Annotated in this window: 10 protein-coding genes; 5 read left to right on the forward strand and 5 right to left on the reverse strand. The window is 72.1% G+C overall.

The features are described from left to right. Window positions 1-17 precede the first annotated feature (17 nt). Window positions 18-2,495: a CaiB/BaiF CoA-transferase family protein gene (locus CSR00_RS01965; RefSeq protein WP_099020805.1), complete on the reverse strand. Its 2,478-nt coding sequence runs from the start codon at window positions 2,493-2,495 to the stop codon at window positions 18-20. Between the two features lie 139 nt (window positions 2,496-2,634). Between CSR00_RS01965 and CSR00_RS01970 the strand changes: the two genes are divergently transcribed. Beyond that, window positions 2,635-5,115: a phosphoketolase family protein gene (locus tag CSR00_RS01970; RefSeq protein ID WP_099020723.1), complete on the forward strand. Its 2,481-nt coding sequence runs from the start codon at window positions 2,635-2,637 to the stop codon at window positions 5,113-5,115. 83 nt (window positions 5,116-5,198) lie between these two features. Next, window positions 5,199-5,975, forward strand: a complete 777-nt coding sequence (locus tag CSR00_RS01975) for a CPBP family intramembrane glutamic endopeptidase (RefSeq protein ID WP_099020724.1) — start codon at window positions 5,199-5,201, stop codon at window positions 5,973-5,975. A 42-nt stretch (window positions 5,976-6,017) separates the two neighbouring features. On the opposite strand, the gene CSR00_RS01980 is transcribed toward CSR00_RS01975, so the two are convergent. Further along, window positions 6,018-6,611, reverse strand: coding sequence for a CGNR zinc finger domain-containing protein (locus CSR00_RS01980; protein WP_245905781.1), 594 nt, complete (start codon window positions 6,609-6,611; stop codon window positions 6,018-6,020). Between the two features lie 168 nt (window positions 6,612-6,779). Here CSR00_RS01980 and CSR00_RS01985 point away from each other — a divergent pair, with 168 nt between their 5' ends. Next, window positions 6,780-7,199, forward strand: a complete 420-nt coding sequence (locus CSR00_RS01985; protein ID WP_099020725.1) for a hypothetical protein — start codon at window positions 6,780-6,782, stop codon at window positions 7,197-7,199. 35 nt (window positions 7,200-7,234) lie between these two features. On the opposite strand, the gene CSR00_RS01990 is transcribed toward CSR00_RS01985, so the two are convergent. Continuing rightward, window positions 7,235-8,236, reverse strand: coding sequence for a zinc-binding alcohol dehydrogenase family protein (locus CSR00_RS01990; protein ID WP_099020807.1), 1,002 nt, complete (start codon window positions 8,234-8,236; stop codon window positions 7,235-7,237). Between the two features lie 119 nt (window positions 8,237-8,355). Between CSR00_RS01990 and CSR00_RS01995 the strand changes: the two genes are divergently transcribed. After that, the gene (locus CSR00_RS01995) at window positions 8,356-9,354 is read left to right on the forward strand and encodes an Acg family FMN-binding oxidoreductase (RefSeq protein WP_099020726.1); all 999 of its coding nucleotides are present in this window, start codon (window positions 8,356-8,358) and stop codon (window positions 9,352-9,354) included. 57 nt (window positions 9,355-9,411) lie between these two features. Here CSR00_RS01995 and CSR00_RS02000 read toward each other — a convergent pair whose 3' ends face one another. Beyond that, window positions 9,412-9,726 (reverse strand): GlsB/YeaQ/YmgE family stress response membrane protein, encoded by a 315-nt coding sequence (locus CSR00_RS02000; protein ID WP_099020727.1) that lies wholly within the window; start codon window positions 9,724-9,726, stop codon window positions 9,412-9,414. A 177-nt stretch (window positions 9,727-9,903) separates the two neighbouring features. Further along, a complete protein-coding gene (locus CSR00_RS02005) occupies window positions 9,904-11,001 on the reverse strand; it encodes an APA family fibronectin-binding glycoprotein (RefSeq protein ID WP_099020728.1) in 1,098 nt (365 codons plus the stop codon). A gap of 324 nt (window positions 11,002-11,325) precedes the next feature. On the opposite strand from CSR00_RS02005, the gene CSR00_RS02010 reads away from it, so the two are divergent. Beyond that, the gene (locus CSR00_RS02010) at window positions 11,326-11,997 is read left to right on the forward strand and encodes an SDR family oxidoreductase (protein WP_099020729.1); all 672 of its coding nucleotides are present in this window, start codon (window positions 11,326-11,328) and stop codon (window positions 11,995-11,997) included. Window positions 11,998-12,099 lie beyond the last annotated feature (102 nt).

Consider the following 12,099-nt stretch of genomic DNA (forward strand, 5'->3'; position numbering starts at 1 on the left):
ACGGACGTTGACAGGTGTCAAACATCCTCCGCTGTGCCCGGACCGGTGAACAGCACGCCCTCGGCGAGCAGCCGGTCGATCTGCGCGTCGCCCAGTCCCAGCACCCGGCGGCACACCTGCCGGGTGTGCTGGCCCGGCAGCGGGGCCGGGCGCAGCGGCGCCGGCGGAAGGTAGCGGAACCGGGCCGGCCGCGTCTCGGTCGGCAGCGGATGGTCGATGAGGGGATGCCGCATCTCGGTCAGCAGCGGCGCGGGGCCCCGCTGGACCTCCTCGAAGACGTCGTCGGCGCGGTTCATGGCCGCCGCCGGCACCCCGGCGCGCTGCAACAGCGCGGCGACCTCGTGCGGTGCGCGGGTCCGGGTGTATGCCGCCAGTTCGGCGACGAGCACCGCCCGGTTGTCCGCGCGGGCGGCCGCGGTGCGCCAGCGGGGATCCGCGGCCAGGGCCGGCGCACCGAGGGCGGCGGCCAGCGCCTGCCAGTCGCCGTCGTGGCGGATCGAGATCACACACCACTGGTCGTCCCCGGCGCACTCGCACACCGCGTCCACGGCCGGATCCGCCACGAACTGCCCGGGCCTTTCCCGCCGCGCCGCCTCGCCGACGTAGACGGTGTCGAGCTGGTTGAGCACCACCTCGGCCTGCGAGACGTGGATCCGGGCGCCCCGGGCGTTGCGGCCGTCCCGGGCCGCCCGGATCAGGGCCGCCAGCGCGCCGATGGCGCCGACCCGGGCGGCCACGTGGTCGGGAAAGATGGAGGTGGCGTCGAAGAACCCCTCGTGCAACGGGAGCCGGCCGCTGTCGGCCGGCGCCTGCGGCGAGGTCCACAGCCCGGTCAGCCCGGTCGCCGCGCGCACCAGCGGGCCGTAGCCCATCCGGGTGCTCCACGGGCCGTGTTCGCCGTAGGCGCTGCTCTCGGCGACCACCAGGCGCGGGTTGAGCTCGCGCAGCCTGTCGTGGGTGAAGCCCAGCGAGGCCAACGTGCCGGGTTTGAAGTTCGCGAACAACGCGTCGGCGCCGCGCACCAGTTCGCCCAGCAGCTCGGCGCCGGCGCGGCTGCGCAGCTCCAGGCCCAGACTCTCGCTGTTGCGGTGCGCCCACGCGAACGAGTCGCTGAGCGCCTGACCGGGCCGGGTCTGGCGCAGGCCGTCGGGAAAGGCGGCGCTTTCCACCTTGATCACCTCGGCGCCCAGATCGGCGAACAGCCGGCTGAGCTCCCCGCCGGCGACGATCACCCCGAGATCGACGATGCGGACCCCGGTCAGCGGTGGTGCCCCGGCAGGCAGGGCGGCGTCCCCTGGAGCGCCGTGCCCTGGAGCGCTGTGCCCTGGAGCGCCGTCCCCCGCCGCGCCCCAGCGGGCGGCGTCGTCACCCACCGCGGGGGCCGGTCGCCGGTATCCGCGCCGGTCGCCGTCGACGACGTAGTAGCCCGACGGTGCCACCACCTCCACCCCGGCGGTCACCCCGATGTCGGTGACCGCACCGACGGCGCTGAAATGCTTGCAGCGCAGGGCGTCCGACGCCGGCAGGACCTCGGCGAGGGGGACTCCGTGCGCCTGGCCGGCGGCCACCAGGTCGGCCATCGTCTGGTCGGCGAACAGCTCGGCCACCACCCGTCCGATGTCGGTCCAGGCGGCATACCGCGCGGCGATGGTGTCGAACCGCGCGTCCTGGAACTCCGCGGGCTCGCCCAGCCAGGCCCGCAGGCCCCGCCACTGGCGCGGCGAGAGCAGGCACATGCGGACATGGCCGTCGCGGCAGGCGAAGATCGGGTACGGGTTCTGGTTGCGTGGACGCCCCCGCCAGCGGCCGGGATCCCGGCGGGCCACCGCCGCCTGGCCCTGGGTGCCGAACGCCGGGTCCAGGGTCGTCACCACCGCCTCGAAGCGCGAGAAGTCGATGAAATCGCCTTGCCCGCAACGTAACCGGTTGTAGTACGCGACCAGCGCGGCCCAGGCCGCCTGCACCGCAGCGGTGGCCGACGCGATCCCGGTGGGAGGCAGCACCGGTGTGCCCACCGTCGGCCCCGACCGCGACAGCGCGCCGGACAGGGCGTACAGCACGGCGTCGGTGGCCTGCCAGTGCGCCCGCGGGCCACCGCGGCCGAAGTCGGTGACCGACAGGGCCACCAGGTGGTCGAAGCGGTCGGCCAGTTCGGTGATCGGCGCCCCGTAGGCCGCGGCGCGACCGGGTAGCCCGCTGTCGACGACGATGTCGGCGGCGCCGGCCAGTTCCACCAGGCGCTCGCGGTCGCCCGCGACGGTGGGATCCAGAACCGTGGCGCGTTTGTTGGCGTTGTGCAGCGCGAACGCGATGCCGGTTCCGGCGAGTGTCGGCGGCGTCGACCGGGCCGCCGAACCGCCCGGCGGTTCGACCTTGAGCACGTCGGCACCCAGGTCGGCCAGGATCCGCGACACCGGATCGGCGACGGCCCCGCCCAGATCGAGCACCCGCAGCCCGGCCAGGAGGTCGCCGGCCGGGGATTCGCTGCCGGGCATGCCGTCACCCACTCCCGTCGCCGGCGTCAAGGACAGCCCACGATAGCCGCGCTACCGAAGTCGCCGGTCAGGCGGCCGGTACGTGAACATTCAGCGATCAGTCAGCACCTCATCCGGTGAAGAAGCGTTACATGGAGACATGACGCCGATTTCTGCGACATCCCGGCCATGGCAGCCGAGCAAGCGCACACCGCTGACCGAGGACATGCTGGCCAGACTCAACGGCTGGTGGCGGGCGGCCAACTACCTGTCGGTGGGCCAGATCTATCTGCTGGACAATCCGCTTCTGAGAACCCCGCTGGCCGCGGAGAACGTCAAACCCCGGCTGCTCGGGCACTGGGGCACCACCCCGGGGCTGAACTTCCTCTACGCGCACCTCAACCGGGCGATCGGCGAGCGGCAACAGTCGACGATCTTCCTCACCGGCCCCGGCCACGGCGGCCCCGGGTTGGTGGCCAGCGCCTACCTGGACGGCACCTACACCGAGATCTACCCCGACATCACCCGGGACACCGAGGGCCTGCGTCGGCTGTGCCGCCAGTTCTCGTTCCCCGGCGGGATCCCCTCGCACGTGGCCCCGGAGACCCCCGGCTCGATCCACGAGGGCGGTGAGCTGGGCTATGTCCTGTCGCACGCCTACGGGGCCGCCTTCGACAACCCCGATCTGCTGGTGGCCGCGGTGGTCGGCGACGGTGAGTCCGAGACGGGGCCGCTGGCCACCGGCTGGCACTCCAACAAGTTCCTGAACCCGGTCACCGACGGGGTGGTGCTGCCGATCCTGCACCTCAACGGCTACAAGATCGCCAACCCCACGGTGCTGGCCCGCATCCCCGAGGAGGAGCTGCTGAGCCTGATGGCCGGCTACGGCTACCGGCCGTTCGTGTTCGAGGCCACCGAGACCGACGACCACCTCGATGCGCACCGGCGTTTCGCCGCGCTGCTCGACGAGGTTCTCAACGAGATCGCCCGGATCAGGGAAAACGCCGCCGCCGGCGACGACACCAGGCCGCGCTGGCCGATGATCGTCTTCCGGACCCCCAAGGGCTGGACCGGCCCCGCCTACATCGACGGCCACAAGACCACCGGGTCGTGGCGCGCGCACCAGGTGCCGCTGGCCAGCGCCCGCGACACCCCCGAACACCTGCAGGTGCTCGCCGACTGGCTGGCGTCCTACCGCGCCGAGGAACTCTTCGACGGCGACGGCCGCCTCGACCCCGACATCGCCGAGCTCGCTCCGCCGGGCGATCTGCGGATGAGCGCCAACCCGCACGCCAACGGCGGGATCCTGCTCAAGGACCTGCGGATGCCGGACTTTCGCGCCTTCGCCGTCGACGTGCCCGCCCCCGGCGGTGCGGTCGCCGAGGCCACCCGCGTCCTGGGCGAGTGGCTCACCGAGGTGGTGCGGCTCAACCCGCACAACTTCCGGATCTTCGGGCCCGACGAAACTGCCTCCAACCGCCTGCAGGCGGTCTACGCGGCCACCGACAAGCAGTGGGACGCACAGTATCTGAGCCCCGAGGTCGACGAGCACCTGGCCCGGGCGGGTCGGGTGATGGAGATGCTCTCCGAGCACCAGTGCCAGGGCTGGCTCGAGGGCTATCTGCTGACCGGGCGCCACGGCCTGTTCAACTGCTACGAGGCCTTCATCCACATCATCGACTCGATGTTCAACCAGCACGCCAAGTGGTTGAAGGTCACCGACCACATCCCGTGGCGGCGCCCGGTGGCCAGCCTGAACTACCTGCTGTCCAGCCACGTCTGGCGCCAGGACCACAACGGGTTCAGCCACCAGGATCCCGGCTTCATCGACCACGTGGTCAACAAGAAGGCCGAAGTGGTACGCGTGTACCTGCCGCCGGACGCCAACACGTTGCTGTCGACCTACGACCACTGCCTGCGGTCGCGCCAGTACGTCAACGTCGTGGTCGCCGGGAAGCAGCCCCACCCCAACTGGCTCACCATGGAGCAGGCCATCGCACACTGCACCCGCGGGCTGGGGATCTGGGAATGGGCCGGCACCGAGGAGCTGGGCAGCGAACCCGACGTGGTGATCGCCGCGGCCGGCGACGTGCCGACCCTGGAGGCGCTGGCCGCCGTGGACCTGCTGCGCAGGCACCTCCCCGAGCTGAGGATCCGGTTCATCAACGTGGTGGACCTGATGCGGCTGCAGGACGACAGCGAGCATCCGCACGGTCTGTCCGGCCGGGAGTTCGACATGCTGTTCACCACCGACAAGCCGATCCTGTTCGCCTACCACGGCTACCCCTGGCTGATCCACCGGCTCACCTACCGCCGCACCGGGCACGCCAACCTGCACGTGCGCGGCTACAAGGAGGAGGGCACCACCACCACGCCGTTCGACATGGTGATGCTCAACGACCTGGACCGCTACCACCTGGTCATCGACGTGATCGACCGGGTGCCGTCGCTGGGTTCGCGGTGCGCCACGCTGCGCCAGGAGATGGTCGACAAGCGGCTGGCGGCCCGCGAGTACACCCGCGCCTACGGTGACGACATCCCCGAGGTCCGCGACTGGGTGTGGCCGGCGGCGCGGGGCACCCTCAGCGCCGCCGAGGCCGACGCGGCCGCCTCCACCACCGGTGGCGACAACGAACAATGAACGCAGGGGTCAGTTAGCTCATCGAACAAGTCCTGAGCGCGCTGACCTGCGCCGACACCAGCACCGGGTACGATGAAGGGAACATGTCTGACGCCGCCACCGCCACCGCCACCGCCCCGGCGCCCGCGCACCCCGCGCTGGGCCATCTCGCGGCGCTGCACCACTTCCGGATCTATGTCGACATCGCCGTCGTCGTCGTGGTTCTCGCGCTGACCAACCTGATCGCACACTTCACCACTCCCCTGGCCAACGTGGCCACGGTCCCCGTCGCGGCGCTCGCGCTGCTGCTGCTGATCCGCTCCCGCGGGCTGGGCTGGGCCGAACTCGGCCTCGGCCGCGACCACTGGCGCTCCGGTGTGGGCTACGCCCTGGCCGCGTTCGCGTTGGTGGGTGCGGTGATCGCCGTCGGCGCCCTGATGCCGTGGACGCGGCCGATGTTCCTGAACAACCACTACGCGACGGTGTCGGGAGCGCTGATCGCCTCGATGGTGATCATCCCGCTGCAGACGGTGATTCCCGAGGAGATCGCGTTCCGCGGCGTGCTGCACGGCGCACTCGACCGTGCCTGGGGATTCCGGGGCGTCGCGGCGGCGGGGTCGCTGCTGTTCGGACTGTGGCACGTCGCCAGCTCCCTGGGGCTGACCAGTGGCAACGTCGGACTGACCCGGTTGTTCGGCGGCGGCGTGCTGGGCATGGTGATCGGTGTGGTCGCGGCGGTGATCGCGACCGGCGCGGCCGGTTTCGTGTTCACCTGGCTGCGCCGACGCAGTGGCAGCCTGATCGCGCCGATCGCCCTGCACTGGTCGCTCAACGGGCTCGGTGCCCTGGCCGCGGCGCTGGTCTGGCACCTGACCGCCTGAGCGCCCCGCCCGGCCCGATGGCGTGTGGTCGCGCTCCGGTGCTCAGGTGACCCGTCGCCGGGCCCGGAACTCGCGGTTCTTGGCCTGGTTTCCGCAGGTCGCCATCTCGCACCAGGCGCCGGCGTGATTGCGTGAGCGGTCGTAGAACACCCAGCGGCACTCCTCGTTGGCGCAGGCCTTCAGGTGGCGCCAGCTGCCATCGTGCTGGGCGTCGCGGATGTCGAGCAGCATCTGGAGCAGCCGCGCCGGCACCGCCTCCCCGAGCGGGGCCAGCCGCACCTCCCCGTCCCCGGTGACCTCGACGCGCGCGCCGACCGACGCGCCGATCCGTTCGCAGACCGCCGGGTCCCGGGCGCGGCCGTGCCCTTGCGGGGATCGGTCCACCATGTCGCGCAGCGCCTCGCGAAAGTCGACGACCAGTTCCAGGTCCTCGCGGCTCAGCGGGTCCTCGGGTCCCAGCAGTCCGTTGGCGACGAGCCACGGGCGGGCGTGCGCGGCATCGGCCAGGCGGTCCTGGCCGGTCTCGAGGTCGAGGGTGTTGATCAAAGCCTGGACCCGGCGCAACCGTCCGGGCGCCGGTTTGGCTTCCCGGTCCCCCGTCCACTGCGGCTCGGTGGCCATGGGCTCGGTGGTCATGGACCCAGCCTACCCGCGGTGACCATCAAAATCAGTTGACTAGTCATGCATGACCGCTATAGCCTTTTTGAAGGTCATGTCGTGAGAGGGGTCCAACCCGTGTCGCCGCACAGAATCGCCCCGCAACCGGGTGCAGCGCGTCCGTCCCGCCGTTCGGTTCCGCGTCCGGTGCGCCCGGCCGGTCCGGTCCGTCCGGGCCGGCGGGTGCGGGTGCTGGCCCGCTGGCACGCCGCACGCTGGGATCGCATGGTGGAGGCCGGTGCCGCGGCCGCACCGGGCACCCCGTTGGCCTGGCATGCGGCCCGGCTGACCGGGGACGCCGAGCGCCGCCGCCTGGCGCGGATCCTGGCCGCCGGGTTGGGCCGGGCCCGGGTCCGCCATCCGTCGGGGCGTGCCGCCGATGCCGCGATCCTGGCCGCCGCGCCGCACGTCGACGAGCTGCTCGATCGGCTACGCGACGGTGGACCGCTGCGTCCGCGCGGTGTCGCGCGGTTGCGGCTGCTGCTGGCCGATCAGTGCGGGCCGATGTACCGGCCCGGCCGGGGCAGTCTCACGGCCGCGCTACGGGGTGTGCTGGCCGCCCTGTGACGGAGCGGTGCACCGCCCTGTGATGGAGCCCCGGGTCAGAGCCGAAGCACCGCCGCTCCGGCGATGCGGCCCTCGGCCAGATCGGTCAGCGCCCGATCGGCGGCCGACAGGGGATACTCCGGTGTGGTCACCGCGATGCGGTGCTGTGCGGCGAAGTCCAGGAAGGCCCGCGCATCGGCGCGGGTGTTCGAGGTCACCGACCGCATCTGGCGCTCCTGGAACAGGTGGCGCTGGTAGTTCAGCGGGGGAATGTCGCTGAGATGAATCCCGGCGATCGACAGGGTGCCCCCGCGGTCCAACGCCTCCATGGCCGGCAGCACCAGCTCCCCGACCGGGGCGAACAGGATCGCCGCATCGAGCTTGACCGGCGGCGGGTCGGCGGCGCCCTGCGCCGAGGCCGCGCCGAGGGCCAGGGCCAGCTCGCGCGCCTGGGCGCCCCGGGTCATCACGTGCACCTCGGCGCCCTGGGCCAGCGCGACCTGCGCGGTGATGTGGGCGCTGCCGCCGAAGCCGTAGAGGCCCAGCCGGCCACCGGCGGGCAGGTCGGCGCGCAGCAGGGACCGGTATCCGATGATGCCCGCGCACAACAGCGGCGCCAGTTCGGCGTCGGAGTAACCCGGGGGCAGCGGGTGTGCGAAAGCGGCGGGCACCGTGGCGAATTCGGCGTAGCCGCCGTCGGCGTCCCAGCCGGTGTAGCGAGACTGCGCGCACAGGTTCTCGCGGCCGGATGTGCAGAACCGGCAGCGGCCGCAGGTGTGGCGCAGCCAGGCGATACCGACGCGGTCGCCGACTCCGAACTCCGGCCCGGCCTCGGCACCCACCTCGACGACCTCGGCGACCACCTCGTGCCCGGGGATGACGTGCGGACGGTGGACGGCGAGGTCCCCCTCGGCGACGTGCAGATCCGTGCGGCACACGCCGCAGGCCCGCACGGCCACCAGCAGCTCGTCGGGGCCGGGCCGCGGAATCGGGGCCGAGACGAATTCGAGGGGCTCCGATCGCATCGGGCCGGGGCGGCGTACTCGCCAGGCGTTCATCGGCATTGCTCCATCCTGCCCCCCGCCGCCACGGGGCGTGGTCAACAAGGGACCAAGGGCCTGCGATCGGGGCCCTTATCCGCTCCTGATGGCCCGGCGCCGGTGCCACAGTGTTAGCCATGAGTACTGGACGCCCTGACCAAGAAACGATTCTTGCGGCGCTGGCCCTGGCGGTCAGGGCGCCGTCGATCCACAATTCGCAGCCGTGGCTGTGGCGGGTGGGCGAGGACAGCGTGCAGCTCTACGCCGACACCGAGCGCCATCTGCCGCACACCGATCCGGCCCGTCGCGACCTGATCCTCAGTTGCGGTGTGGCACTGCAGCACTTCACCGTCGCGTTGGCGGCGCTGGGCTGGCAGGCCGTCGTGCACCGGTTGCCCAATTCGGCCGAACCCGACCACCTGGCCAGCATCGAGATCGGTGGGCGCACCGGTAGTGAGCAGGACATCGCGCTGGCCGCAGCCATCCCCCGCCGCCGCACGGACCGCCGCTGGTACAGCTCGTGGCCGGTGCCGGCCGGGGACATCGCGTTGATGGCCTCGCGGGCGGCGCGCTGCGGGGTGATGCTGCGACGTGTGGCGCCGGCCGAGCTGAAAACCGCAGTCGCCGAGGCGGTCCGTGCGCACACCGCCGACGCGGACTATCTGGCCGAACTGTCGATGTGGAGCGGGCGCTACGGCGCGGTTGCCGGGGTGCCCGCCCGCAACACCCCGGCGCCCGAAGCCGACGGCGGCATCCCGGGGCGGGTGTTCGCCAGCCCGGCGCTGCCCCAGCCCGCCGGCGCCGAACCGGCCGGCGACGCCGGGGTGCTGCTGGCGATGGGCACCGCCACCGACGACCCGATGGCGGTGCTGCGCGCCGGCGAGGCCACCGGCGTGGTCCTGCTGACCGCGACGGCGTTGGGGCTGTCGAGCTGCCCGCTGACCGAGCCGCTGGAGATCGCCGACACCCGCGAGGAGGTGCGCCGCACGGCCCTCGGTGGTGACGGGTTCCCGCAGATGCTGCTGCGGGTGGGATGGGCCCCGCTGAACGCCGACCCGCTGCCGGCCACTCCCCGGCGTGCGCTGGACGAGGTCGTCAAGCGCCTCGACGGCGAGCCGGTCCGCGCCACCGGCTAGCGTTCCCGGCCAGGCCGGTCACCGGCTCGTCTCCGGTGCGGCCGGCCGGGGCGCGGGTCAGTTCTTCCGCTGGACCAGTCCGACGACCCAGAGCAGCAGCACCGAGCCGAGAATGGCGGTGAACAGGGTGAACCACCACCCGCCGCCGGCGGTGTCGAGGAAGAAGCTGAGCAGGAAGCCGCCGATGAGCGCCCCGGCGATGCCGATCACGATGTTCATCAGGATGCCCGCACCGCCGCCGGAGACGATCTTGCCGGCGATCCAGCCGGCGATCGCGCCGATGATGATGTAGCCGATCCAGCCGACGCTGGTCAGGGTCGTCGACCGGGCCAGGAATTCAGTGGTTGCCTCGGCAACGAGGGTTGCGGTCATGGCGGCCTCCTCGGTACTGCCGCGGAGCCGGGCGCTCGGCGGCGCGTGTCTCAGATATACCGCCGCCGGGTAACGAATGGGCGCGGATTACGGACACGATCGGCCACCCGCCGGTGACGACGAATGCGCGCCCGACCGCGGGGCGGTCGGGCGCGCATTCGTGCGGTTCGCCGGGCCTCAGGCCGGTGGCGGCATCATCTCCGGCACCGGAGTGGTCACCGGGACCGGGACGCCGACCGGAGCGGGCGTGGCCGGCGGCGGCGCGTTCGGATCCGGCGGCGGCGCGTTGGGATCCGGCGGCGGCGCGTTCGGATCCGGCGGTGCGTTGGGGTCGGGCGGCGGTGGCGGAGGCGGAGGCGGCGGCGGGGCCCAGGGCCGGATAGAATTCGCCAGGGCGGCGGCGGCCGCCTTGTCGACCGGGTCCTTGGCGGTGCCCAGCCACACCACGAACCAGCGCTCGTTGCGCTGCCCGCGCGGTGCGTTGACCCCCGCGTTGCCCACGACCCCGGCCCAGATCTGGCCGTCGGGTTTGGTGGTGTCGGTGAACTTCACCTCGTAGTAGGAGGCGCTTCCGGTTAGCCCGTCGGCGTCGAGGGGAATGCTCTCCTGATTGATCCGGGTCCCCGGGTAGGGCATGAAGAACTCGCCCATGTCCGAGGCCAGCCGGACGGCGGCCTTGGCATTGTCGGGTTCGGCCCCGGCGAACAGCTTCAGGTCCAGGCGGCCCAGCAGGATGCTGGTGTCGGTGGCCGTCGGGGCCGGTTGCCCGTTGACGGCCGGGCCGGTCTCCTTGACCAGCAACGCCTGGCCGTAGTTGAGGCGGCTGGCGTCACCCTCCACCCAGCCGTTCGGGATGACGAAGCTGAAGTTGCCCGCCGCGTTGTCGATTCGGCCCGGTTCGGGAGGTGGCGGTGCGTTGGGGTCGGCCGGCGGTGGTGGCGGTGCGTTGGGGTCGGCCGGCGGTGGTGGCGGTGCGTTGGGGTCGGCCGGCGGAGGTGGCGGCGCGTTGGGGTCGGCCGGCGGAGGTGGCGGCGCGTTGGGGTCGAGCGGCGGAGGTGGCGGCGCGTTGGGGTCGAGCGGCGGTGGTGGCGGCGCGTTCGGGTCGGGCGGCGGCGCGGCCGTCGTCGGGCTGGGCGGGGCCGGTTCGACCGGATCCGCGTTAGCCAGCGCCGTCGGCAGCACCAGGGCAACCGCGCTGACACCGGCAACCGCGGCAACCGCCAGCGACGTCCGAAGTCCCTTGCGTGGTGTCAGGGGCGAGTCCGGGTGGTCCATGGCGACGAAAATACCGTGTTACAGCCGTGACGCAAGTGTGTGATGCTCACCATGTGCCGCCCGGTCGGACTGTTGCATTCTCACAACCCGCTCACAACCCGGCAAACTGCCGCCGCGATCGTGAGGCCGGGTGTCCGAATCGATTCCGAATCGTTCCCGCGCCGGTTTTCGCCAACCTAGCTACTGTCCAGTAACATCGTCGTAGATCCACGCCACGACGCGAGGAAATCCCAGGTACTGGCCCGCCGGTGTGCCACGATTGCACGGCGGATGGCGATAGGGGTTCAGCACCGGGTTCAGCGTTGAACACAAGGAGGTCATGCGATGGAGGTCCTGGTCACCGGCGGTGATACCGAACTCGGCCGCGCCGTTGCCGAAGGATTCCGCGACGCCGGGCACAGGGTGGTGATCTGCGGCGCCAGCCGCAGCGACCTGGAGGTCGCCGCCAAGGAACTCGACGTCGACGCCATCGTCTGTGACACCACCGACGCCGCCAGCATGGCCGAGGCCCGGAGCCTGTTCCCCCGCCACCTGGACACCATCGTCAACGTGCCCGGGCCGCGCTGGGCCGAGGGCGACCCGCGCACTCTCACGCCCGCCGAGGCCGCCTCGTCGTGGCACCGGGCCCTCGACGAGATGGTCGTGGCCCCGATGCTGGCCCTGCAGACCGTCGGTGACCATCTGCGCTCCGGTGGGGCGATCATCAGCGTGGTGCCCGCGCCCCCCAAGGACGGCAGCGCCCAGGCCGCGGTCAAGGCCGCACTGTCGGCATGGACCGCGGGGCAGGCCGCCTACTACGGCACCCGCGGGATCACCGTCAACGTCGTCGCGGCCGGTCAGAGCGCCGAGCCGGGCTACGCCGGGCTCAGCTCCACCGAGCCGTCGGTCGCCGCCGAGATCACCCGCAAGGCGCTGTTCCTGACCACCCCCGGCGCCCGCCACATCACCGGTCAGACGCTGCACGTCAGCAGCGGCGCGCTGGCACATTTCGGCTGACCGCCCCGTTGCCGGGCGGCTGACCGCCGGGTCAACGTCCGCTGCTGTTCGGCGGCGGCCGGGATTTATTCCGCGATTCGCGCCCGGTGAAACGCCCTTCCG

This window comes from Mycolicibacterium palauense, from assembly GCF_002592005.1.
GTDB classification, from domain to species: Bacteria; Actinomycetota; Actinomycetes; order Mycobacteriales; family Mycobacteriaceae; genus Mycobacterium; species Mycobacterium palauense.

Bases quoted from the DNA above. Each gene is read 5' to 3' on its own strand.
- CSR00_RS02005 (WP_099020728.1), bottom strand. From the start codon at position 11,001: ATGGACCACCCGGACTCGCCCCTGACACCACGCAAGGGACTTCGGACG.
- CSR00_RS01980 (WP_245905781.1), bottom strand. From the start codon at position 6,611: ATGACCACCGAGCCCATGGCCACCGAGCCGCAGTGGACGGGGGACCGG.
- CSR00_RS01970 (WP_099020723.1), top strand. From the start codon at position 2,635: ATGACGCCGATTTCTGCGACATCCCGGCCATGGCAGCCGAGCAAGCGC.
- CSR00_RS01975 (WP_099020724.1), top strand. From the start codon at position 5,199: ATGTCTGACGCCGCCACCGCCACCGCCACCGCCCCGGCGCCCGCGCAC.
- CSR00_RS01995 (WP_099020726.1), top strand. From the start codon at position 8,356: ATGAGTACTGGACGCCCTGACCAAGAAACGATTCTTGCGGCGCTGGCC.
- CSR00_RS02000 (WP_099020727.1), bottom strand. From the start codon at position 9,726: ATGACCGCAACCCTCGTTGCCGAGGCAACCACTGAATTCCTGGCCCGG.
- CSR00_RS01965 (WP_099020805.1), bottom strand. From the start codon at position 2,495: ATGCCCGGCAGCGAATCCCCGGCCGGCGACCTCCTGGCCGGGCTGCGG.
- CSR00_RS02010 (WP_099020729.1), top strand. From the start codon at position 11,326: ATGGAGGTCCTGGTCACCGGCGGTGATACCGAACTCGGCCGCGCCGTT.
- CSR00_RS01990 (WP_099020807.1), bottom strand. From the start codon at position 8,236: ATGAACGCCTGGCGAGTACGCCGCCCCGGCCCGATGCGATCGGAGCCC.